The organism is Pedobacter sp. ASV1-7 (assembly GCF_040203335.1).
GTDB lineage: Bacteria > Bacteroidota > Bacteroidia > Sphingobacteriales > Sphingobacteriaceae > Pedobacter.
This window is the reverse complement of the sequence record NZ_JBEHBV010000002.1, coordinates 137,132-160,407: the sequence shown is the minus strand read 5'-3', so window position 1 is coordinate 160,407 and position 23,276 is coordinate 137,132. Positions and strand designations below refer to the sequence as shown.

Below are 23,276 nucleotides of genomic sequence, written 5' to 3'. Positions count from 1 at the left end.
ACCAAACAAACCATCCATGATTTTTACGAATGAACATTTAAAGTTGGTAGCCTCTTGTATTTTTAGAAGATACTTTATTCTTATTGGTTTTATATTTTGTACGTATAGTAATTCATTTGCACAAGATGTTCCGGGTGTAGTTGTAGGGAAAGCACCTATTGTTAATCGCAGTTTTGTTGCTTCACCAGCTATTGCTATTCTTAAAGATGGTAGTTATGTGGTATCTCATGACCAGTATGGTGTTGCATTTAAAGGAAAACCTAAGATAACTACAGTTTACCGATCAAAAGATAAAGGGATTACATGGGAAAAGCAGGCAGAAATAGAAGGATTATATTGGGCTTCCTTTTTGGTTTTGAATAAAGATCTTTACCTGATGGGGACATCACAATCAATCGGAGATATTGTGATTTGTAAATCTTCCGATAATGGCTTAAACTGGACAAAACCGGTTAGTTCAAAAAAAGGTTTGTTGTTTGAAGGCCGATATCATACTGCTCCAACGACTTTTGTAGCTCATAAAGGAAGAGTTTGGAGGGCATATGAAGAAGATCCTGACCCTAATAATCCGCGTCATTTTCAGGCTTTTGTATTGTCTGCCCCAGAGAATTCAGATCTTTTAGATGCAAAAAACTGGGTGAAAAGCAATGGTTTAGAGTTCGATGTAAATTTAATCAATGCAAGAGCTCCGAGATGGAGAGAAGGAAATATGGTGCCGGGACCAGATGGTAATATGGTAAATTTAATAAGATTGGAGTCCAGGCAAAAACCTAAAGATACTTATAAACTTAAAGGTGCTGTGGAAGGGATGACACGATATGAAATTGCTGGAAAGATCGATGTGTCGGATAATGGCAAAACTGTATCATTTAATCCTGAAAAGGGCTTAGTGCGCTTCCCTGGTGCAGAAACCAAATTTAGTGTAAGATATGATCCCGTATCAAAGAGGTATTGGAGTCTGGTGAACAAGATCACTTCAAACAAGCCTGGATCTGATTTCAAGGTCAGTCCTCATCACCAACGTAATGTTGTAATGCTTACCTCTTCTCCTGATTTAGTAAACTGGACAGAGCATGCAAAACTATTGCGCTGGAATGAAGGTAAAACCATCACAATGGAGGATAAATTTGCTTTTCAGTATTTAGACTGGGTTTTTGATGGAGACGATATCATTGCCGTATCAAGAACTGCTTGGAATTCAGTTAACTATCACGATTCTAATTACATTACATTTCACAGATTTAAAGGATTCAGGACTATAGTTATGGGGGACTCTCCACCAGACCTGGCAGATTTTCATGATATAGCAAGATAGTCTACGATAATTAACAATTAGTTAATATCAGATTGTAGTATTGGTTAGTTTTGATACTTATTTTTGCTTGATTATAATCATATTGGTAATATTTTATTTAAAATTGTAATTTAATTTCATTTTTAAATATGATTGATTAAATACAAAGATCACATTATAAATCATTTACAAATTAAACACAATAATTATGAGATTAATTTACTTACGTGCCCTGACTTTTTCATTATTTATGTTTGTTTCAACACTTAGTTTTGCACAAATTGTTGCATGGCAGTTTGCTACTCCTGAACCTTCAACAGGAAGAGAAAGAACAGCTAAGGCAACGACTAATGATGAAAATATTGAGCCAGTTCTTTTGACTCGCGGTCCAAGTGCTATTGCAAAACAGGGTAATGGCCGAGGGTTTAGCGGAAATTTCCCTGCAAATGCAAATATGGATGAAGCTAAAGCTTCAGGTGCTTTTTATGAATTTAAAATAAAAGCAAAAGCTGGACATAAAGTTTCCTTATCTAGTTTAAATGCTGTTTTAAGAAGACAACCGGAATCTGCACATATTTATCGTTGGACTTATAGTCTTGATGGAAAGAATTTCAAATCACTTGGTACAAATGATGTAACGATCAGTAACCTTCATAATAATGGAGCTAAACAACCAACCGTCAGCCTTTCAGGTTATAAAGATCTACAGAACGTACCATCAGAGGTGACAATTTCATTTAGACTATATGCCTGGGGTGGTACAAGCAATACAGGATCTGCTATAGCGTTTGGTTTTGGTAAATCCAATGCCGCTGGCAGCAATGTAATTGCAGTCGACGGAAAAGTAATTCCCGCTAAATAATTAAGCTAAGAAAATTAACTAAATAAGAATGAAACAGATATACACAATTTTTGTGTTGCTGCTGCTATGTGCTACGCCTTTCTGTCAACTCTATGCCCAGCAAACCGACCGAGAGTTAGTTAGAGGTACTGTTATCGATGAGAATAATGAAACCTTAATTGGTGTTCATATTCAGGTAAAAGAGGATTTGAAAAGATCTGCAGTAACCGATAAAGATGGTAAGTTTAGCATCAGGGCCGGTCAGAATGAAACATTGATATTTAATTATATCGGATATGTAAAACAGCAGGTATTGGTCAGTAATATCAAAGAAAACATTAAGCTTAAACCAAGTCAGACAGCATTAGACGAAGTTGTAGTAATTGGTTATGGAACTGTTAAGCGTAAAGATATTACTGGTGCTGTTGCTGAAGTTAAGATGGAAGACTTGGCAAAAGCTCCAGTGAGTTCTTTTGATCAGGCTCTAGCAGGTCGTATCGCCGGAGTCCAGGTTAATTCCAATGAAGGACAGCCTGGTTCTGAAATTAATATTGTTATCCGCGGAGGGAATTCACTTACCCAAAGCAATTCCCCTTTATATGTAATTGACGGTTTTCCGATAGAAGACTTTTCAAATGCAGCACTAAACACAGATGATATAGAATCTATCTCTGTATTGAAGGATGCTTCGGCCACTGCTATTTATGGGTCAAGAGGAGCCAATGGTGTCATTATTATTGAAACCAAAAAAGGTAAAGCTGGCAGACCCGTTCTGGCATATAACGGCTATGCAGGGCTACAACAGGTTACAAAAAGTATCGAGTTGATGAATCCTTATGAGTTTGTTAAATATCAGACAGAACGTGATCCTGATAAGATGGTACAGACTTACCTTACAAGACCCGGATATACATTAGAAGATTATAAAAATGCAGAAAATATTGACTGGACAGATATGCTTTTCAGGTCTGCATTGATGCATAATCACAATTTATCCATACGTGGTGGGAATGCGCAAACTAAGTATTCCATTTCAGGATCATTATTGGGACAGGATGGGGTAATTATAAATTCAGGTTACAGCAGACATCAGGGTAGAGTGGTAATAGATCAAACAGTAACTAAAAAATTAAAGATTGGGCTTAATATTAATTATACAAAAGATAAAAATTATGGAGCCTTAACCTCTTCACAGGCAGCTGGTACCAGAGCTTACTCTACTTATTTAATGTATAGAACATGGGGATACAGACCTGTAGCGGTTGGAGATGAATTAGATGTGTTCGAGGACTTATTTGATTCGGATGATGATAGTAACCGGATTATGAATCCTATAATCGGAACAAAAAATGAGCTTAGACAGCAACAAAGAACCAATTTTTCGGCAAATGCAAATATCAATTATGATATCAGCAATAATCTGAAGTTTAACGTAAGGGCAGGTATAAATAACAGGCTTACCCGTAATGAAAGTTTCAATAACTCTAAAACATTTAGAGGCTATCCATCAGCAGGTAACTTAAAAGGAGTAAACGGTTCATTTAGCGATCTCGATTTGAACGATTGGATGAATGAAAATACACTGACATACAAGAAAAAGATTAATAAAGACAACCAATTTGATATCACTGCGGGTTTTACAGTTCAGGGAACTTCAGCCTCTACATATGGTTTTGAATCGACCAATATACCTAATGAAGAACTCGGTTTGGTAGCGCTTCAACTTGGAATACCTTCTTCTGTGATTTCTTATAAATCTAAAAATGCTTTGATGTCATATTTAGGAAGAGTAAACTATAACTTTAAATCTAAATATCTGTTAACTGCATCCTTTCGTGCAGATGGATCTTCAAAGTTTTTTCCTGAAAACAGATGGGGATTTTTCCCTTCAGGAGCTTTTGCATGGCAAATGGGTAGAGAGAAATTCATGAAGAACCTGCGCTTTGTATCTGAATCTAAGTTGAGAGTAAGTTATGGTATTACAGGAAACAATAGAGTGGGTGATTTTGCCAGGTATCATTCTATTGATCTGAGCGATTATTACTCATTTGGTAATGAGACACCAGCTTATGCGGCATTGATTAACAATTTGGGAAATAAAGACCTGAGGTGGGAAAAAACAGCACAGGCAGATATTGGATATGATCTTTCTCTGTTCAAGAACAAGGTTAATTTAACTGTAGATGTATATACTAAAACTACTAGCGATTTATTGCTCAATTCCAACTTACCATTAAGCTCCGGTCGTCCCAATCTTTATAAAAATGTAGGGAAAGTCCGTAACAATGGATTAGAAATATCTCTAAGTACAATAAACATTAAAAACAAGAATTTTAGCTGGCAAAGTGATTTTAATATCAGCTTTAACAATAATAAAGTGTTGGCATTGGCAGATGGGGAGAAGAATATACAGTCGACCGTAAATTGGACTGGCGACTTTGCAAATTCATTTCTTTATCTGGCTAAAATCGGTGGACCAGCTGCAGCCTTTTACGGTTATGTATGGGATGGCGTTTATCAGTTTGAAGATTTTGATCAACAGGCAAACGGAACATATTATTTAAAAAATGGGGTTCCTACAAATGGTAATGACCGTTCTGTTATTAAACCGGGCGATATCAAATATGTTGATCAAAATGGTGATGGTATTTTAAGTGACCAGGATCGGGTGGTTATAGGAAGAGCTCTACCTATTCATACAGGTGGTTTTAACAACAATTTCACTTTTAAAGGATTTAACCTTAATATTTTCTTCCAATGGAACTATGGTAACGATATATACAATGCCAACAGGATTATATTTGAAGGTAATTTTACCAACAGAAGTAATCTGAATCAGTTTGCAACCTATATTGATCGTTGGACACCGGAGAATCGCAGCAATACGCAGTTTCGAATAGGTGGTCAGGGACCATCAGGTGTATATTCTTCAAGAACTATAGAAGATGGTTCTTATTTAAGATTAAAAACAGTACAGCTAGGCTATGACCTTCCTAAAAGTTTAATGAAGAAATTAAGTATGAATGCAATAAATGTTTATATGGCTGGACAAAATCTATATACATGGACGAACTATTCCGGGCTTGACCCAGAGGTTTCAGTCCGCCATTCAAACCTAACACCGGGTTTAGATTACTCCGCCTATGCCAGAGCGCGTACCATTACTCTTGGTCTTAAAGCAACATTTTAATTTAGAACAACGATGAAACATATAAAACTTATTTGTCTGCTTGCCTCTTCAATGGTTGTTGCGTCTTGTCAGAAGATTTTAGAAATTAATCCGGATGAGTACATCATCAGGTCAGAAACCTATTATTCTACAGAACTTCAGTTAGAGACAGCTCTGTTAGGTGTTTATGCAAAGCTTGCAGACGATGGTCTTTATGCCAACAATATGCTTGGACGTATGGGACTTGAAGCAGATGAAGGCTTCTGTAGTTACAGTGCAGATAAAGGAAGTGTTGCTTATTATGCAGCATCACCTGCAGATGTAAAAATCCTGGCGTATTGGAAATCTCTTTATGAAGGGATCAACAATGCAAATGCTGTATTGGACAATATTAACAGACCAGTAATGGATGAGGTTAAAAGAGACCGTATTAAAGGACAAGCCTTGTTTTTAAGAGCATATTATTATTTTATGCTGGTTAACAAATTTGGAGATGTTCCTCTGATTCTTACGCAAACAATCTCAGGAGATAGTGATGCAGTACAAATAGCAAAAAGTCCTGCTAAGAAAGTTTATGACCAAGTCATTGTCGATATGACAATTGCGGCAGACCTTGTAGCTGATGCAGATGCCGTTAAATCGGCTGGCCAGGTTAGCAAATCTGCAGTATGGGGTATTTTGGCCCGAGTTTGCTTGTACATGGCAGGCAATCCTATTAATGATGCAAGTAAATATGCGGAAGCTGCAAAATGGGCCGGAAAGGTAATAAGCAGTGGTAAACATGAATTAAATGCAAACTACTCTCAGATTTTTATCAATTATGCACAGGATTTGTATGACATGAAAGAAAGTATCTGGGAAGTTGAATTCTGGGGTAATGGATTGGGTGCTTATAATTCAACGGGAGGTATGGTAGGAAGAAATAACGGGATAGCAAACACTGTTGACGATAATATCGGTTATTCAATTGGTGTTATCCATCCAACAGCATGGTTGTACAATCTTTATCCTGCTAATGACCTGCGCCGCGATTGGTCAATTGCACCATTCGCTTACAGTGGAGATCCTGCTACAAAGGTTTATTGGACAACTCAAACCTATTATCAGCGATATGCAGGTAAGTTTAGAAGAGAATATGAATTACTTAAACCTAAGAGTCAATCTCGTACACCACAGAATTTTCCATTGCTCAGATATTCAGATGTTTTGTTGATGTATGCTGAAGCAGTAAATGAGGTAAGTGGCCCAAATGATGAAATCAAAGATTTAGTAAATAGTGTACGCAGAAGAGCATTTGGGAAATATCTATATGGCGAACGTGTAAGGACTATTACTGTCAGCAATGGAGGTAACAATTACACTTCTGCTCCTACAGTTTACATTAGTGGAGGTGGTGGAACTGGAGCTACAGCTACAGCTGTAATATCAACGACAACTGGTAAAGTTACCTCTGTAACCATTACCGATCCTGGATCATTTTTCTCTGCTGCACCAACAATTAGTTTTTCTGGAGGTGGAGGTACTGGAGCTGTAGCTTCGGCAACAATTTCAACCTTTAATGAAGGAGATTTTGATCCTGCAGATCTTGATGGTCAGCTGGCTTTCAGACTATCAGTAAGAGACGAAAGAGCACGCGAATTGAGCTTCGAAGCTTTGCGTAAAAACGACCTTGTACGATGGGGATTATTGATGGCAAATATGAAAACAATATTATTGGAAGTGCCTAGTGGAACAACGGTCTTTGCTACCTCAGCTCAGTTTATTTACTCTAATGTTGCAAATAGGGACATATTATGGCCAATTCCATCTTATGAAATTGGGGTAAACAGAAAACTTGTTCAAAATGAAGGGTGGTAAAATCTATTAGACTATGAAAAAAATATATCAAATATTAATTTTAGGAATTATTGGATTTTCAGCATGCAAAAAAGAGCAGAAGGTATCAAATCCAGATTTTCAGGTATCGTCAAAAAAAATGACTTATAAAGTTGGAGATACTGTTGTATTCAATTTATCGGGTGATCCGGATATTCTTTCTTTTTATTCTGGAGAAAGAACATCTGACTATGATTTTTTAAATGAAGATCTTGTGTTTCCTGCAAAAACAGCATTATCCTTTCGAAGCACAAAATATGCAGGAAACAATCCTGATTGTGCCAGATTAAAGTATTCAACCGATTTTAATGGTAGCTATGATATTGCCTCTATTCGTAAGGCTGTCTGGATCGATATTTCCGATAGGTTTCATTTGGCTAGTACTTTGGGCACCTCTGCTGTTTACGAAAATTCGGGAGAACAGGATATTTCCGATCTTTTTCCTGCTGCAGATAAACCGATCCATTTTGCCTGGTTTTTTACAACAAGAGAAAACTCAAGTCGCACGCGTTACCAGGTAGAACGTTTTGAAATCAGGGGCTTGGTTGAGAATGAAGAGGATTTGTCTGGTGTAAAATACAACTTCGTAAACTGTGCTTTTAAAATGGTAGAAGGAGAAGGTTTTTCAATACAAAGTAGTCCTACGCAATATCCACGTGTAACCTCTACTTATATCTATTGGGATGGCATTTTTGCCAATACTTCATTTAAAGAAGGCTGGGCAGTTTCGGCACCTATCTATTCAGCGGAGAAGATTAATCTGGGACCGGCTGTAGCTACAGGGATTAAAGGAGTATCAGACGCTCCTTTAACTAATTATTCCTATGCATATAAAAAACCTGGCAAGTATAGAGTCGTGTTTGTTGCGGTTAATTCAAATATCTACGATCGTAAAGAAGTGGTAAAGGAATTAGAAATAACAATTGAACAATAATTATTTTTAAAACGAAGAACATGAAAAGAATATCATCTTTATTATTGCTCCTGTTTTTTTGTATAACTGCTTTTAGTCAGACCCCTATAGCTGGCTGGCAAACAGCTGCAGGTATGGGTGGGGCATATAATGCTACAACAAGTGACGCCAATTTAGAATCAGCAGTGCTAAGTCGAGGCCCGGGAATAAGTTATAGTAACTCTTCTACAAACTCCTATATATCAATTTTTAAAGTAGAGCCAACAAAGTCTGAATCTGTTACAAATGGTTCATATTATCAGGTCGTTATCAAGGCAAAAAATGGTTACTTTGCGTCTCTGGCTACGATAAACGCTACAGTTCGCAGAGCATTACCATCAGCTGTTAACCAATACAGGTGGACTTATAGTTTAAATGGGGCAACATTTACCGATCTAGGACCTGGAGATGTAGATATGTCAGGGATGGTTAATTTGAACGGTGATAAACAAGCATCAATAGATTTATCTGGTGTAGAAGCACTACAATATGTGCCATCTAATGTTAGCATAACCTTAAGAATGTATGCATGGGGGGCGACAGTTGGAGACAATACGTCGAACTTTGGCTTTGGTAAATCAAGTGCTGGTGTAAATACCTTGGCATTTTCAGGATCAGTAGTTAATACGTTACCATCATTTAAAGTAATGTTTAATAGTAATGGAGGATCATCAATTGATGATCTTGACATTGTGTACAAGTCCCTGGTAACTACTCCCACAGCACCTACAAGAACTGGTTACACATTTGGTGGTTGGTATAAAGAAGCTGCTTTAACCAATCTCTGGAATTTTGAGACAGATGTAATCACCAAAGCTACTACACTTTATGCAAAATGGACCGCAATTAATTATACGGTAACTTTCCAGAGTAACGGTGGCAGTGGAGTTGCAGCACTTCAGGCTGCATATGACAGTCATATTTTAGCACCGACAGCTCCTGTACGACCTGGTTTTTTCTTTGCGGGCTGGTATAAAGAAGCTACTTTAACCAATCTCTGGAATTTTGATGATGATTTAATTAAAGGCAACCTTAGTTTATACGCTAAATGGAATGACCCTTCACAAAGCATTACTTTCGATCAGATTGCTAATCAGCTTTATGGCGCTCCAGCATTTGTCTTAACTGCTGTTGCAAGTTCAGGTCTTCCTGTAAGTTACGAAGCGTTAACCAATAATATAAGTATAACAGGTAATACCGTTACCATTATAGGGGCGGGATTGGCTACCATAAAAGCTACACAACCAGGTGATAATTTTTATGTTCCGGCTCAGCCTGTTGAAGTTAGCTTTAACATTGAAAAAGCAGCTCAGACCATAACTTTTAAACAGGTCGGACCTTTTAGCCGTTACATAGGAGAAGTTGAATTAAAAGCAACCAGTAGTTCTGGTTTGCCTATAGTTTTTACAGCAAACAGACCTGATATAGCAACTATAAATGGCAATAAACTTCAGGTACATTCTTTAGGAAATATAACTGTTACAGCAACACAAGAAGGAAATGAGAATTACCAGGCAGCAGAACCATTAGCTAGAGTAATCACCATTCATACAGCCAGTAGTTTGCAAGTTTTGTTCAATCCTGCATTGTCTCCTAATGGCGATGGTATCAATGATTTATTTGTGATCGATGGGATTAAAACCTATCCAGATAATCAGGTTATAATTGTCAATAAAAATGGTGCAGAAGTATTTAAGAAAAAAGGGTACGACAATGAGCAAGTAGTTTTTGATGGCCGTAATAGCAACGGTGATAAACTCAGTGCAGGTACCTATTATTATTCTGTAGAAGTAAAAACTGGTGGGCAGTGGATTCAAAAGAAAGGCTACCTGGTTATTAGGTATTAACGATTTCTGAAAATAAAACTAAAGAGAATGAATTTAAGATACATATATATCGTAGTAACACTGTTTTTTAGCTTAAATAGTTTTGGACAGGGCAGTACCTACAGTCATTATGGGCGTAATATTGTACCCTTGAACAATGCAGGTAGCTTTTTAAATGCGGAAGGTGCTTTAAATCTGATCGGGCGACAACAATGGTCGGGTCTGGAGGGGGCACCGAAGAGTTATTTTTTGTCGGCAAATATGCCCTTATGGAAAGCAGATTTAAACGGAGGATTAAGTGTCAGGCACGAGAGTCTGTCTGTAGAACGCTTAACAGAAGTTGTGGCCTTCGGAGGTAAATCTGTTCGCCTTACAGAGAACCAACATCTTGCCTTGTCTATTGGTGTTGGAATAAGCAATTATAGAGGCAATTATTCTGGTTTAAGCAATACAGATCCTGCTTTTAAGGATGATATCAGAGAAACAAACGGACTTTTGTCTGTAGGGTTGATGTTTTATCGCCCTGATAAGTATTATGCAGGTATTTCTATACCAAGGCTGGCTTTTTCAAAGCTGGGATTGTCTGACAGTGAAGAAAACTACAGTCAACTTAATCAATATCATTTTACCCTGGGAGGTGTGATTAAATTAGATGATAAGTTTGATCTTAAGCCTGCAGGTTTACTCAGCTGGTCATCAGGGCTAAAGTTACAGGCAGATTTATCTGCTATGATTTTTATGGATAAAGCTATAGGATTAGGTTTAAATGTGCGTAATTATGGCGAGGTAGCAGGTATGGCTTATTTTAATGTGAAAAGATTAGGCTTTGGCTATAGCTATCAGTTCAATACGAGTAACAATCCTTTGAGTCGTATCATCGGAAATAATACACATGAGATTGGCTTAAATTATCGTTTCGGCAAAGGTGCATTAGGTTTGTTATAAGAAATTACTAAATTAAAATTTTAACCAGATAAATAAATCAAATGATTAGATCAGTAAAAAATATAGCAGCCTGTTTCTGTCTGCTTATATTCTTAACATCAGAGTCAGCTATGGCAAAAGTAGAGTTGCCGGCTGTAATTAGTAATGGAATGGTATTGCAACAAAACAGTAATGCCGCACTATGGGGTAAAGCTACACCTGGAAAAAAAATGAGTATCACTACATCATGGGATAAAAAAGTATATCAGATCTCAGTGTCAGCTGATGGAAAGTGGAGTGCTAAGGTTAAAACACCCAAGGCAGGAGGGCCATATGAAATTGCTTTTAATGACGGAGATACCTATAAATTAAACAATATACTTATTGGTGAAGTTTGGCTTGCATCAGGACAATCCAATATGGAAATGCCTTTAAAAGGCTTTAAAAACCAACCTGTGCTAAATTCAGATCAGGTAATTTCTGCGGCAAAGAATCCACAGATCAGATTTTTTCAGGTTAAGAATGTAAGCTGGAAAAAGCCTTTGGAGAATTGTGAGGGTGCATGGGTAAATACTACACCTATTTCTGCAAGAGACTTTAGTGCCGTGGCTTACTTTTATGCTAAGATTTTAAATGAAAAACTGAATGTCCCGATTGGCATTATTCAGGCAGATTGGGGCGGGACAGTTGTTGAAGCCTGGATGAGTAATGAAAGTTTAAGTAAATTCTCTGATGAAATAAAAGTCCCAGCAGAGGAAGATGCTGTAAATAAAAACAAAAATACACCATCGGGTTTGTATAATGCGATGATCAAGCCTATCCAGGGATATGGTATAAAAGGAGTAATCTGGTACCAGGGAGAATCAAACAGGAACAAGCCTGACTTGTATGCTAAGTTATTTCCTGCAATGGTGAAACAATGGCGTTCTGACTGGAAAGCTGGTGATTTTGCTTTCTATTATACACAAATTGCACCATACATATCTAATTCAACTCCATTGTCGCCAGCTTTAAAGGCTTTAGAACCAAAAGTACCAGTACTTAGAGAGGTTCAGTTACAGTCGTTAAACCGTATAGCCAATTCTGGAATGGCAGTTATTACAGATATTGGTGCTGAGAACACTATTCACCCACCTGATAAAGAGAATGTAGCTAAGCGTTTGTCATATTTGGCATTGGCGAAAACTTATGGAGATAAAAAAGTAAACTGGGCTGGTCCGACTTACAAAAGTATGCAAGTGCAAGATGGTAAAATTCTATTGAAATTTACCGCTGCAGAGGGGTTAAAATTCAGTGGAAATGAGAGTACTAACTTTGAAATAGCAGGAAGTGATAAAATATTCTATCCTGCAAAAGCTTCAATTACCAAAGACGGTATAGTGGTGTCGGCTACTGAAGTAAATAAACCTGTAGCAGCTCGCTATGCATTTAAAGCATGGACTGTAGGTGATCTTTTTAATAAATATGATTTGCCAGCATCATCATTCAGAACAGATAGCTGGGAAATAAAATAAGGCAGTAAAATATCACTCTTACTATGTACTGCCATCTTTAATATAGAGATGGCAGTACAATTTTCTAATATTCAGTACATAACCTCATTGTGATTAAATAGTTTTTCTTTATAAACTACATTAAAGTATAAGAAATATTTATATTTTCGTGTACGTAACCGAAAGCTAAATACTATTTATAATGAAATCCATTGCTATCCTTTTGTTCAGTATTGGTTATGGTATTTCCTCATATGCTCAATACAAATACGAAAATTTCAATAAGGGATTACCTGAAAAATGGAGTACCACCTCTAAAATTCCATTATCATTAAGTTCTGAGCACTATAAAGATGGCAATCAGTCCCTGAAATGGGAGCCAAAGGATAAAGATGTTATCACCATATCTTCATTAAGCATTCCAAAAGAGGAAACAATAGGACCTTTAGCCTCAGAAATATTTGTATACAGTAAGTATGCAAGTTCAGACACGCTTATTTTCCAGTTTCTTGATCCTAAAGGTAAAGTACAAAGATCAGGTAGAATGATGTTAAATTATAGCGGGTGGAGGGAATATCATCGAAGTTTTGGCTTTGATTATAATAAAGGATCGGATAGTGAACCATTTGAATTAAATGAGTGTCGTATAATTTATAAGTCGGGGAAAGGAAGTAAGAGTAATACGATTTATTTTGATGCTGTAAGATTTACAGGAAATAAGGATCTGCGAAGACAAACTGCACCTCATACACAAATTGACAGTGTTCAATTTAAGAAGATAGGTTTAGCAGGTGGGAATCCATTAGAGAGTTGGTTAAACAAGCCTTCAGGTAAAGTTATTCAAGTATCTGAAAATGAATTTAAAGATATTGAAGAACTCCGTAAAAAATATGCAAGTCTAAATAAAACGATTGATAAAACGGAACTAGCAGCTTCAATGGAGTATATCAGGCATGCTAACCTAAAAAGAAATGATGATCATTCCATTAAAGGAAAGGGAATACTAGCTATTTCTAAAAGTGATACTCTGGTTAAGATTTCCGGGTATTGTGGAGTTTTAGGTCGATCATATCTAATGGATAAAAATAAAGAATCGCGTGATGCATTGGTACTTTTTACGGAATATTTATTGGATCAGGGATTAGCAGAAGGAGGGAGGAATGTATTACCTACAAATTCTTATGAAAATGCCAGGAAGTTTCCTTTAGGTTTTCTGGATGCTTTGGATGCATATCCTTCTGAAATGAGAGCCAAGGTGCTAGCGATGTTAAAATGGTCGCATGAATACAACCAAATATATAATGAAAATCTTTTACCGGGTGTAAATACCGATTTTATCCATCTGAAGCTCGAAACTCTTTTTAAGCTTGCTCTTGCAAATCCTGTAAAGGAAGATGTTGTTAGAGATCTGAGATACCTAAGCAAATTTATGGAACGTTGTATAGCGATATCTCAGGGAGGAAATGATGGGATTAAACCCGATGGAGCAGGCTTTCATCATCATTCAGCTCACATGAATTATATGGTCGCATTTTCTACCTGGATTAATCGAGCCTATTCATTAAAAGGAACATCATTCAGAGTAAGTAAGGCAGCTTATGAAAATATGAGTTATGCTATAAAAACTTTGTTATCGGAAACTTCTGACGGAAAGTTTTTCCCCCATTCCTTAACCGGGAGAAATCCGTTCTCTTCATCCTCTACTGTGAAGAAAGAAAGTGTTGCTAAATTAATAGAAATAGGAGATGACTTAAATATCAAAAGTAATGATATGAAAGCATTTTATAATTATCTCTATAAAGAGAATAAGTACCCTGTAAAAAAGGAAGATCTGGATGGCTTTTATCAGTTAAATTATGCCCAGTTAGGCATTTTACGTAAGGATAACTGGATCGCTGCAATGCGTGGGTTTACAAGTAGAATGTTTGGAGCTGAAATTTATGATAAACAGAACAGATATGGTCGCTATCAAAGCTATGGCAGTCTGGAGGTATTATATAATGGAGATGTAAATTCAACCGGATATCTTGCCAAAGGTAAAGGTTGGGATTGGAACGTTATTCCTGGAACTACAACAATACATTTGCCATGGAATAAGCTCACAACCAGGTCGCTGACTGCAACTGAATTTCAAAAGAAAAACTTTGCTGGCTCATTGTCATTAGGAAAGAATGGAATTTTTGGAATGGACTTTCAACAAGATGCCAGAGGTAAGTATACACCAGATAACCTGGTGTTTCGTAAATCAGTCTTTGCATTTAATAATATTTTAGTGTGCCTTGGAAGCCATATAAATGCAAAGACTGATGTTGGCAATGTAGCTACGAATTTGTTTCAAAGTGTCTTCGTAGAACATACCCCTGAAGTTGTTATATCAGATAAAGCAGTATCAGCTAACACAATTTCTGAAGGGAACAATCATTATTCCATAGCTGTTGAGCAAAATGGATTATGGTTAATTAATGGAGTAAAAACAGGTTATTATATTCCTAAAGGAAATGATAAAGTGGAAATATTAACAGGTGAACAAGAAACTCCTGATTATAGTTCTCATGACGGGAAGAAGAAAAATAAAGCATTGACAAGTAAAGCATGGATCAATCATGGAAAGGAGCCAGTGAACGTTAAATATCATTTTGTTGTTGTGCCTCAGACAAGTTCAGACGAGATGAAATCAATCAGTTCTAAAATAGAAAGGAACGAAATTTATACGGTGTTAGAACAAACAGATTCTATTCACATTGTTAAGTACATTCCTGAAAGTTTAACTTCTTATGTGTTTTTTGAGCCTATGAAAAACGTGAAAACAGGATATGTTCAAAGTATTTCAAAACCTTGTTTATTAGGAATAAAAGATGTTTCAGGCACCGTTAGTTTGAGTATAGCAAGTCCTGATTTAAATGCAGTTGCTGATCAGCAATCTTACTGGAAATCAACAATAAGTAAAATAAGTTTGCAATTAAAAGGCAGATGGAAAGTATTAGAAAATAAAAATAACGCGGAAATTCATAGCAATAAGGAGGGGTTGAATATTACTTTCAGTCTTATTCATGGGTTTTCCAATAATTTAGTCCTTAAAAAAGATAACTAATAAAAATATGAAACACTATCAGATTAAATTAGCCGGCCTTATACTTTTTATTGGCCTTGGTGTTAAATTAAGTACTGGGTTTGCTCAGACTAACGGCACTTCTTCTTCAGACATGAAAGTTCTTAGAAATATCAGATATGGAGACCAGAGAACCAATATTAAACAAGATTCTACTTCAGACAGGGTTTTAGACTTATATCTGCCATTAGCTAAAAAGGAGAAGTTACCAGTATTTGTATTTGTTCATGGAGGAGGTTTTAGTGGTGGTGATAAATCAGGCACCAAAGCATTGTGTTCAAAAATAGCTTCATATGGGTATGCAGTAATTTCAATAAACTATTACCTCACCTTAAAGCATGAAAAGGTTTCAGGTGCAAGCTGTTCCGGAAATATGTCAAAAGGACTACCTGTAAAGGGATTTCATCCTAAACTGGGAGAGGCAATTAAAAATGCTTCAGATGATACTCAGTTAGCACTTAAATGGATTAAGGATAATGGAAAAGGATATGGACTGGATACACGTTCAATAGCTATTTCTGGAGGGTCTGCCGGAGCGATGACAGCGTTATATACAGCTTATGCTTCCAATCAGAAAGTATTACCTATAAAAGCTGTAGTTAATCTATGGGGAGGTTTAGAAGATTCAAATCTTATAAAAAAGGGAGCAGCACCTTTACTAACTTTTCATGGCGATCAGGATAAACTGATCCATGTTGATTATGCTTATGATTTAGAAAGAAAAATGAAAGAAAAGGGCAATCAAGTTATCACCAATATATACGAAGGAAAAGGACATGCCATATATGGCTTTATTACGGATGAGAAAACTGGCGAAATTGATGCTTTTTTGAAAAGAAATCTTTAGTTTACTCGTTCAAATGTCGCGATTACCCACTGTGATTGTCGTATTCGCACATCAATAATAACATATTTATTGGTGAAATTTATATCTTAATAAAACACCAATAATATGAGAAAGATAACTGTTCTATCATTTATCACTTTAGATGGAGTGATGCAGGCTCCCGGTGGTCCGGATGAAGATACATCTGGCGGTTTCAATTATGGCGGTTGGACTGCACCTTATGCTGATGAAGTTTCTGGTAAGCTCATGCAAAAACAGATGGAACCTGCCGATTTACTTCTTGGCAGAAAAACATTTGAAATCTTTGCGGACTACTGGCCTAAGCATGCAGATTATTGGCCGGGGGTAAATGAGGTTACAAAATATGTTATATCCAACACTATGAATAAGTCAGATTGGGAAAATAGCGTGTTCCTTACAAGTATAGCAGATATAAAAGAGCTTAAGGATTCCGAAGGAACTGACATCAAAGTCTGGGGTAGTAGCGAATTGGTTCAGTTGCTTTTAAAGCATGATCTGGTAGATGAATTTTGGCTCAATATTCACCCTATTCTTCTTGGAAAGGGAAAAAAGTTGTTTAACAATGATGCAATTCCGGCGGCATTTACAGTAGTAGAGAGTTTTACTAGTCCAAGTGGAGTGATAATGGTCAATTATAAAAGGGCTGGAGAAGTTAAGACAGGTACTGTCGCATAAGTAAAAGACGTAGGTCCATAAAATAATTTAATATTAAACTCCGAGTTGGAAACCTCGATTTGAACGCAAGGGGGACGCAGTTTGATTATCATAAGGAATTTAAAGTAGAAATTCTCGACAAACAGTCTTATCAACATTTTGGAGATTTTAGTGACGACCAGGTATTAGGTTTATTGAAGCGAGGTTTATAAGGCATTCAGTTGGGGTGATACTTGAAGTACTATTTCTTGAAGGATATTACTGTATTTAACTTTTCCTTTTCTATATTAATGTAAGTAAAGTGGAATTGTGAAAAGACTTTTTTTAATTTTTTATGTGATGGATGAATATGGATAAATTTAATATCAAAAAAATCATTAAGCCAGAAATTGATGCTTAAATAGACTCTTTTTATCCATTTTTCTGTTTTTAACTTGTTAAATAACCAATTCTCGTTATTAACGATTATATAGCCATATCCTCCCGAATTAACCAATGAATATATTAAACCAGCGAACTTGTAATCATTGATGCAATAATACCAGCAGATTCTATTAAACAGAATGTCAAATTTGCCCTGAGCACTCTCTAAGTAGCCTAATGAAAATTTGATATTCATTTTTTCACCCCTTGATTTTTGACTGGCTATTTCTAAATAGTTTTTACTGATATCGTGCCAGGTTACAAGAGCCCCTTGTTTAGCAAATTCAATACTATACTGACCTGGCCCAGCTCCAAGATCAAGTAATGTTTTATTTGCAAATCCATTAGAGAAAGCTCCAATTTTATTTACCAATTCACTATCAACTTTTTTAAACTCGAAATCAGTATATTTCTGAGCATATGCTAAGGGCACTGGGTCATAACCCTTTTCAGGTCTTTGAAAATAAGATTTTATTTTGAGCATGTATTTAACTTTAATTAAAAAATGAATTTTCAAAAGGGAGGATTTATTATTCTAGTTGTTTAAAGATAATAAATAATATTGTAAATCAGTAACTTATAGTTTTTGTTCCTTCTTTCGGGGCAAACAAGACTGGATTTTATATATTTTAGATTCCTATTATAGCCGAATGATATTGAAATAGGCTTAAGGATATTTTACATTGTTTTACAAAATATTATTGCTCACTTATGAAAGATTTTGATTGGACTTCCTTTACCAAAACTATTGCGGTTAAGGCTTCTTTAACAGATATTTATAATGCCTGGACTAAGGCTGGGGAATTGGAGAAATGGTTTCTCAAGCAAGTGATTTTTACTAATGAAGCTGGGGTGGTCATTGATTCTGAGACTAACGTTACGGCTGGAAGTACTTATAATTGGTTTTGGTACTTATATGAGGACTCAATGCCTGGTGTGATAAAAAAAGCAAATGGAAAAGACTTTTTGCAGTTCAGCTTTGAGGGTGAATGTCTTGTTGATGTGACTTTAACTGAGAAAGCTGATCATACTATCGTAAGCCTAAAGCATTACAATATACCTCAAAATGACCATGCAAAACAGTTCATTAGGCTTGGTTGTGCTAGTGGATGGGCATTTTACTTGGTTAACCTAAAGTCTGTTTATGAAGGTGGACTTGATCTTAGAAATAAAGATGAACGTTTGCAACCAATGATTAACAATTAAATATTAGTGAAATCTATTTAGCATAGTAGATTAGTAATAATATGAAAGCAATTTTAGCGCTTCTTGCATTATTTTTTAGTACCAAAGTATTTTCACAAACTGTATTGGTAGAAGGGATAGCAAAAGATACTAGTTCTATCGCAAGAAAGGATTTTCCGTTTAGAGTGATTTTAAATGATACAGTTTCCAGGTTTCAGAAAGCGAACAATCGTCTTTTCTTAAAAGTACTTAACGGAAAAGAACCAGACCTTGCTAAAGCGCTACAAATTAACGAGGAAGAATCCATAGAAATAGATAAGCTTTATAAGAATAATAATTATGTGGTAGTGCCGGATAAAGATGGCCGATTTAAAATCAGAGCCAGGTTAACTGACACTTTATTTTTTAGTTCATTTAGGTTTATCACACAAAAACATGCTGTTTCAGATTTAATAAAAATGAAGCATATAAATGTTAAACTCGAACCTGAAGTTTGTGAGAAATTAGTTCGGTGTGAGGAAAATAATCCTAAGTTGTATGTTTTTATAGGGGAAAAGATCGATTTAAAGATATTAGGTGATTACTATTGTGATAATGTTAGTATTCTTGATAGTAGGTTTCTAGCAAAATATAAAAGAGTAGAAAATATATATGGAGATCTTAAACAAGACACAGTAAATTTTACTGTTTTTGATCATTCCGGAATTCCAAAGTTCTCTAATTATAGATATGTTATGTTATTTGTAAGTGAGCACTGTGGTAAGCTTTATCATGAGAAATATCAATTTTTCGACGTTTATCAAACTGTAGAAGGGAGGTGGGCTCGTCCAGGAGATCCATATCAGTTTGATGAACGCCAACCTAAAATTGTAGATGCAATCCCTCTAAAGTTTAAAGATGAACTTACGTTTGATATCACAGATAAACATCCTAATTACATAAAGCAATATTATTCAGAGCCTTATTTTAAGATTAATAATAATAAAGCTCTTCCTTTAAGAGGGGCGTATGTTGAAGCTCTTCTTTCGATCAAGAAGGAAGGTATATTAAAAGCCAGAGGCTTTACTTTTAATTAGAAGCATATCTGGAAATTCTATCTGACAGTTGGCACTTACTCTACCAACTGTCAGATTAAAAAATGCTACATTACAATGTTTTATCCATCATTTTTTCATCCTTATGCATTTTGCTTTTAGGATGTGCTGCTGCAAAATCCATTATTTCACCATTTTTTGCAATGATACACTGGTTATCTTTCAGTGCATCTTTTTTGCCGTCTTTAGTTGTTATTTCTCCTGCCATACTAACTGTAGTGCCATTTTTTAAGGTTGCATCTTTCGTCATAGCTTTTCCGGTTTTGCCCCAGCATTCCATCATTGCACCATCCTTCATCATGTAGCAATGTAATGAGGATTTGTGATGTTTCGCAGTTTGTTCTTTAGATGTTTTTTCTGTTGTCTGTGCTTTTACTGTGCTTACCATTGAGAATACCACAACAGCAAATGCAATAATTAACTTTTTCATTTTTTTTAGTTTTATAGTAAACAGATGTTATGAAAACGTAGTTGCTGAATAACAGTGAATTATGATTGTTTGTTTGCTTTTTTTTATCAAATTATAAAAGCAGAAATTTAAGCCTAATATATTTATCTTAATGCCTATAAATTAAATGCTTAAACTATAATATATATGAATTGGCAGCACTTTTATGATCGGGCTCTTAAAGCATATGGAGATGAAAATTATGAGCATGCAATATATAGTAAAGGATGGCGCTTACGGAATAGTCCATATAAATGGAAAGCCACTAAGCAGTTTTGATTACGATGAAATTGATTTACTTACAGAGTATAACGGACAATGGTACTCTGGAATTCCTTACAATTATCAGTTTGCAAAGGTCAGGAAAAACGGAAAATATGGGCTTATAGATCATTATGGAATAATAATGGATAATTGTACCGGCAAGATTTGATAAGGCTGCCGCTTTTGATAGCCTTGGAGTAGCCGCAGTGGTAAGAGATAGTTCAGGTATTTATACGAATTATTCCAAAATGGGTTTTCTTAACAAAAAAGGTGATTTTATTATTCCACTTAATGAGTTGTCATGTAAATGCCTTTTATGACAATTTCTTTTTGTTGGGAAAAATTCTGCTGTCTAAATATAATCCAGAAAACGGTGAATTAAAACTAGGAATTGTTGTATGATCAGATCAGTGCTGTTGGTAAAGATCAATATTTATTAATTAAGAAAGGGCATAAATATGGACTTACCGATGCCAGGGGTAAATGGCTTGTTCCTTTGCAATATGATGACCTTGGATTGAGGGAGCATGATTTTTATAACGATTCTTCTTCGGGACAGCTATTCCCTATAGCTGTGAAGACAGACGATTAATGGCAATACCTAACTGAGAATGGAGATAAGCTCCCAATAGTAGCAGATCGTTTAACTTATTAAAGGCAAATACATTGAGTCTATTAAAAAATATGACTATTATTGAAGTTCATTGGCTAGAATAATGGCAATTAAACCTCTTGATAACGAAAGACTATTATTGGCTAAAATTGCCGAAGGAGACCAGCTTGCCTTTTGTTCACTTTTTGATTACTATCAAAAATATGTTTTTTCTTTTGGCAGGAAGTTGATGCGATCAGAAGAAATAGCCGAAGAAATTGTCCAGGATATATTCATTAAAGTATGGGAAGGTAGAGATAAGTTAAAAACGATTAACAACTTTGGTGCCTACTTAAATATATTAGTTCGGAATCATTCATTCAACTTACTTAGGCAATTAGCTCATAAGCAAAAGATAGGACAAGAATTGATTTTTTCTTTATCTGATGAAGATAATAGTACTCAAAATATAATAGATTATCGAGAGGTAGTTAAAACATTAGATGAAGTGCTTGATCATTTACCAGAACAACAAAAAATGGTTTATAATTTATGTCATATAGATGGTCTGAAATATGAGGAAGCTGCAGAAAGGATGAATATTTCTGTTTCTACTGTCCATTATCATATGAAACTAGCCCTTAAAAGTATTCGGGAACATTTAATAAAAAATGGAATGTCCTACCAGATATTTTTATTCTTTTTTGATTCGTGGACGTAAAATAAACTAATTGATTTATAGTGTTTTATGAATTGTTTTTTCTTTTTTAAAGAAAATGACTACCTGAACATTTTAATTGTGTGTCAATATAATAAACCACAGGCCAGAATTTAAGCTGTTTTATTTCATGAATAATACAAGTCGGATTTTAGAACTATTTAAGAAATATATGTCTAACGCATGTACAGAGCTTGAACTGGCAGAGTTTTTCGGTTATTTGGAAGATCCATTGTATAATAAACAAATTCTGGATCTTCTCTCGGAGGAATTCGATAGTCAAACAGAAATACTAAGCTTGAGTGTCAGTAGTCGTACGCGCATTTTAAGTCAAGTTCTACGTAAAAGCGAAACTGAATCTAAAGAAAGAAAGAATTACAATTTATGGAAAAGGATTGCTGTTGCAGCTTCTGTTCTTTTGTGTTTAAGTATTGGCTTTTATATACATAAATCAAGTAATAAGAAATTAACAACTAGAATTGCGGCGAATAATAGTATTAAAGAAGATAGCCATAAGGTTTATCTCACGTTAGCAAATGGAAATCGAATAGCTTTATCTGATATAAAAGAAGGACAAATAGCTAAGCAATCAGGAGTTACAATAACAAAGGGCGCACAAGAGCAGTTGATTTATTCAATCTCTGGTGATGAAAATGTAAATTCTATAGAATATAATACTATAGAAACTCCCAAGGGAGGACAATATCAGATTAATTTACCTGATGGTTCAAAGGTATGGTTAAATGCAGCCTCTTCTTTAAAATATCCTGTTTCTTTTTCTCCATCAAAAGAACGAAAAGTTACATTAAAGGGGGAAGGTTATTTTGAAGTTTCAGAAAATAAGACGAAGCCTTTCGTTGTACATACGAACAAACAGGAGGTTATAGTTTTGGGTACACATTTTAACATTAATACTTATAATCACGGAATAATTAAAACGACTTTACTTGAAGGAGTTGTAAAAGTTTCCCTTCAAAAGGAAGATAAAAACACTCTGGAGTCGATAATTTTAAAGCCTGGTCAGATGGCTTTAAATAATAATGATAAGATAACTATAAAAGAGATACCTTATGCAGCTGATCAAATAGCCTGGAAAGATGGATATTTTGTTTTCGACAATGCCAATATTAAAGAAATAATGACAGATCTGTCTAATTGGTATGATTTGCAGGTTGAATATGAAGGAGATATGTCAAATATCTATTTTAATGGAAATTACCTGAGATCCAGGAGTGTATTAAAACTTTTAAAGTCAATAGAGTTAACTAATAAAGTAAAATTCAAAGTTTATCCTCAGGATGCTTTTGGTAAAGGAAGGAGGATAATTGTAATAGAAGAGAAAAATAACTAATCAAAATTTATAGGATAATGACAGTTATCAAAAACCAGGAGCGTTGCAAGCACTCCCGGTTTCCCGGCAACTAATGATGCCGGATAGAATAACTAACTAATTGAGGCTAATTAATTAAACTAAACCAAATGTATAAAAATTTTACTGCATTAATATGTAGGAAGCAATTCTGCTATTCCTATAAATTACTGTTAAT

19 protein-coding genes are annotated in these 23,276 nt (G+C 35.4%); 17 read left to right on the top strand and 2 right to left on the bottom strand.

Features of this window, described 5'->3' with window-relative positions:
- Window positions 1-16 precede the first annotated feature (16 nt).
- From ABDJ41_RS05815 to ABDJ41_RS05765, 11 genes are all read left to right on the top strand, one after another.
- On the top strand, window positions 17-1,315 hold the full coding sequence (locus tag ABDJ41_RS05815) for a sialidase family protein (RefSeq protein ID WP_349784875.1): 1,299 nt from the start codon (window positions 17-19) through the stop codon (window positions 1,313-1,315).
- Window positions 1,316-1,502: 187 nt separating this feature from the next.
- The gene (locus ABDJ41_RS05810; protein WP_349784873.1) at window positions 1,503-2,156 is read left to right on the top strand and encodes a hypothetical protein; all 654 of its coding nucleotides are present in this window, start codon (window positions 1,503-1,505) and stop codon (window positions 2,154-2,156) included.
- A gap of 28 nt (window positions 2,157-2,184) precedes the next feature.
- Entirely contained in the window at window positions 2,185-5,325 is a 3,141-nt protein-coding gene (locus ABDJ41_RS05805; RefSeq protein WP_349784872.1) for a SusC/RagA family TonB-linked outer membrane protein, read from the top strand.
- 12 nt (window positions 5,326-5,337) lie between these two features.
- Entirely contained in the window at window positions 5,338-7,161 is a 1,824-nt protein-coding gene (locus tag ABDJ41_RS05800; protein WP_349784871.1) for a RagB/SusD family nutrient uptake outer membrane protein, read from the top strand.
- Window positions 7,162-7,174: 13 nt separating this feature from the next.
- The gene (locus tag ABDJ41_RS05795; protein WP_349784870.1) at window positions 7,175-8,113 is read left to right on the top strand and encodes a DUF5017 domain-containing protein; all 939 of its coding nucleotides are present in this window, start codon (window positions 7,175-7,177) and stop codon (window positions 8,111-8,113) included.
- Window positions 8,114-8,133: 20 nt separating this feature from the next.
- Window positions 8,134-9,978 (top strand): InlB B-repeat-containing protein, encoded by a 1,845-nt coding sequence (locus ABDJ41_RS05790; RefSeq protein ID WP_349784869.1) that lies wholly within the window; start codon window positions 8,134-8,136, stop codon window positions 9,976-9,978.
- A gap of 27 nt (window positions 9,979-10,005) precedes the next feature.
- Window positions 10,006-10,902: a PorP/SprF family type IX secretion system membrane protein gene (locus tag ABDJ41_RS05785; RefSeq protein ID WP_349784868.1), complete on the top strand. Its 897-nt coding sequence runs from the start codon at window positions 10,006-10,008 to the stop codon at window positions 10,900-10,902.
- Window positions 10,903-10,943: 41 nt separating this feature from the next.
- Window positions 10,944-12,395, top strand: a complete 1,452-nt coding sequence (locus ABDJ41_RS05780; RefSeq protein WP_349784867.1) for a sialate O-acetylesterase — start codon at window positions 10,944-10,946, stop codon at window positions 12,393-12,395.
- Between the two features lie 181 nt (window positions 12,396-12,576).
- Window positions 12,577-15,465 (top strand): polysaccharide lyase family 8 super-sandwich domain-containing protein, encoded by a 2,889-nt coding sequence (locus tag ABDJ41_RS05775; protein WP_349784865.1) that lies wholly within the window; start codon window positions 12,577-12,579, stop codon window positions 15,463-15,465.
- Between the two features lie 7 nt (window positions 15,466-15,472).
- Complete coding sequence (locus tag ABDJ41_RS05770) at window positions 15,473-16,330, top strand: alpha/beta hydrolase (RefSeq protein WP_349784864.1); 858 nt, start codon at window positions 15,473-15,475, stop codon at window positions 16,328-16,330.
- A gap of 105 nt (window positions 16,331-16,435) precedes the next feature.
- On the top strand, window positions 16,436-17,026 hold the full coding sequence (locus ABDJ41_RS05765; protein ID WP_349784863.1) for a dihydrofolate reductase family protein: 591 nt from the start codon (window positions 16,436-16,438) through the stop codon (window positions 17,024-17,026).
- A 220-nt stretch (window positions 17,027-17,246) separates the two neighbouring features.
- On the opposite strand, the gene ABDJ41_RS05760 is transcribed toward ABDJ41_RS05765, so the two are convergent.
- Window positions 17,247-17,945 carry a class I SAM-dependent methyltransferase gene (locus tag ABDJ41_RS05760; RefSeq protein WP_349784862.1) on the bottom strand — a complete coding sequence of 233 codons (699 nt, stop codon included), beginning with the start codon at window positions 17,943-17,945 and terminating at the stop codon, window positions 17,247-17,249.
- Between the two features lie 194 nt (window positions 17,946-18,139).
- Between ABDJ41_RS05760 and ABDJ41_RS05755 the strand changes: the two genes are divergently transcribed.
- Together ABDJ41_RS05755 and ABDJ41_RS05750 are read left to right on the top strand one after the other, a co-directional pair.
- On the top strand, window positions 18,140-18,634 hold the full coding sequence (locus tag ABDJ41_RS05755; protein ID WP_349784861.1) for an SRPBCC family protein: 495 nt from the start codon (window positions 18,140-18,142) through the stop codon (window positions 18,632-18,634).
- A gap of 41 nt (window positions 18,635-18,675) precedes the next feature.
- A complete protein-coding gene (locus ABDJ41_RS05750) occupies window positions 18,676-19,689 on the top strand; it encodes a hypothetical protein (RefSeq protein ID WP_349784860.1) in 1,014 nt (337 codons plus the stop codon).
- Between the two features lie 70 nt (window positions 19,690-19,759).
- Here the strand turns inward: ABDJ41_RS05750 and ABDJ41_RS05745 are convergent, their stop codons facing one another.
- Complete coding sequence (locus ABDJ41_RS05745; protein ID WP_349784858.1) at window positions 19,760-20,137, bottom strand: DUF6799 domain-containing protein; 378 nt, start codon at window positions 20,135-20,137, stop codon at window positions 19,760-19,762.
- 226 nt (window positions 20,138-20,363) lie between these two features.
- Between ABDJ41_RS05745 and ABDJ41_RS05740 the strand changes: the two genes are divergently transcribed.
- The 4 genes from ABDJ41_RS05740 to ABDJ41_RS05725 all read left to right on the top strand — a co-directional run bounded on the left by ABDJ41_RS05740 (window position 20,364) and on the right by ABDJ41_RS05725 (window position 23,080).
- A complete protein-coding gene (locus ABDJ41_RS05740; protein WP_349784857.1) occupies window positions 20,364-20,588 on the top strand; it encodes a hypothetical protein in 225 nt (74 codons plus the stop codon).
- A gap of 225 nt (window positions 20,589-20,813) precedes the next feature.
- Complete coding sequence (locus tag ABDJ41_RS05735) at window positions 20,814-21,011, top strand: hypothetical protein (RefSeq protein ID WP_349784856.1); 198 nt, start codon at window positions 20,814-20,816, stop codon at window positions 21,009-21,011.
- Window positions 21,012-21,135: 124 nt separating this feature from the next.
- Window positions 21,136-21,732 carry an RNA polymerase sigma factor gene (locus ABDJ41_RS05730; RefSeq protein ID WP_349784855.1) on the top strand — a complete coding sequence of 199 codons (597 nt, stop codon included), beginning with the start codon at window positions 21,136-21,138 and terminating at the stop codon, window positions 21,730-21,732.
- A 127-nt stretch (window positions 21,733-21,859) separates the two neighbouring features.
- Complete coding sequence (locus tag ABDJ41_RS05725; protein WP_349784854.1) at window positions 21,860-23,080, top strand: FecR family protein; 1,221 nt, start codon at window positions 21,860-21,862, stop codon at window positions 23,078-23,080.
- The last annotated feature ends 196 nt before the right edge of the window (window positions 23,081-23,276 follow it).

Bases quoted from the DNA above. Each gene is read 5' to 3' on its own strand.
- ABDJ41_RS05805 (WP_349784872.1), top strand. From the start codon at position 2,185: ATGAAACAGATATACACAATTTTTGTGTTGCTGCTGCTATGTGCTACG.
- ABDJ41_RS05750 (WP_349784860.1), top strand. From the start codon at position 18,676: ATGAAAGCAATTTTAGCGCTTCTTGCATTATTTTTTAGTACCAAAGTA.
- ABDJ41_RS05770 (WP_349784864.1), top strand. From the start codon at position 15,473: ATGAAACACTATCAGATTAAATTAGCCGGCCTTATACTTTTTATTGGC.
- ABDJ41_RS05810 (WP_349784873.1), top strand. From the start codon at position 1,503: ATGAGATTAATTTACTTACGTGCCCTGACTTTTTCATTATTTATGTTT.
- ABDJ41_RS05815 (WP_349784875.1), top strand. From the start codon at position 17: ATGATTTTTACGAATGAACATTTAAAGTTGGTAGCCTCTTGTATTTTT.
- ABDJ41_RS05790 (WP_349784869.1), top strand. From the start codon at position 8,134: ATGAAAAGAATATCATCTTTATTATTGCTCCTGTTTTTTTGTATAACT.
- ABDJ41_RS05740 (WP_349784857.1), top strand. From the start codon at position 20,364: ATGCAATATATAGTAAAGGATGGCGCTTACGGAATAGTCCATATAAAT.
- ABDJ41_RS05780 (WP_349784867.1), top strand. From the start codon at position 10,944: ATGATTAGATCAGTAAAAAATATAGCAGCCTGTTTCTGTCTGCTTATA.
- ABDJ41_RS05785 (WP_349784868.1), top strand. From the start codon at position 10,006: ATGAATTTAAGATACATATATATCGTAGTAACACTGTTTTTTAGCTTA.
- ABDJ41_RS05800 (WP_349784871.1), top strand. From the start codon at position 5,338: ATGAAACATATAAAACTTATTTGTCTGCTTGCCTCTTCAATGGTTGTT.
- ABDJ41_RS05745 (WP_349784858.1), bottom strand. From the start codon at position 20,137: ATGAAAAAGTTAATTATTGCATTTGCTGTTGTGGTATTCTCAATGGTA.
- ABDJ41_RS05725 (WP_349784854.1), top strand. From the start codon at position 21,860: ATGAATAATACAAGTCGGATTTTAGAACTATTTAAGAAATATATGTCT.
- ABDJ41_RS05730 (WP_349784855.1), top strand. From the start codon at position 21,136: ATGGCAATTAAACCTCTTGATAACGAAAGACTATTATTGGCTAAAATT.
- ABDJ41_RS05795 (WP_349784870.1), top strand. From the start codon at position 7,175: ATGAAAAAAATATATCAAATATTAATTTTAGGAATTATTGGATTTTCA.
- ABDJ41_RS05775 (WP_349784865.1), top strand. From the start codon at position 12,577: ATGAAATCCATTGCTATCCTTTTGTTCAGTATTGGTTATGGTATTTCC.
- ABDJ41_RS05755 (WP_349784861.1), top strand. From the start codon at position 18,140: ATGAAAGATTTTGATTGGACTTCCTTTACCAAAACTATTGCGGTTAAG.
- ABDJ41_RS05765 (WP_349784863.1), top strand. From the start codon at position 16,436: ATGAGAAAGATAACTGTTCTATCATTTATCACTTTAGATGGAGTGATG.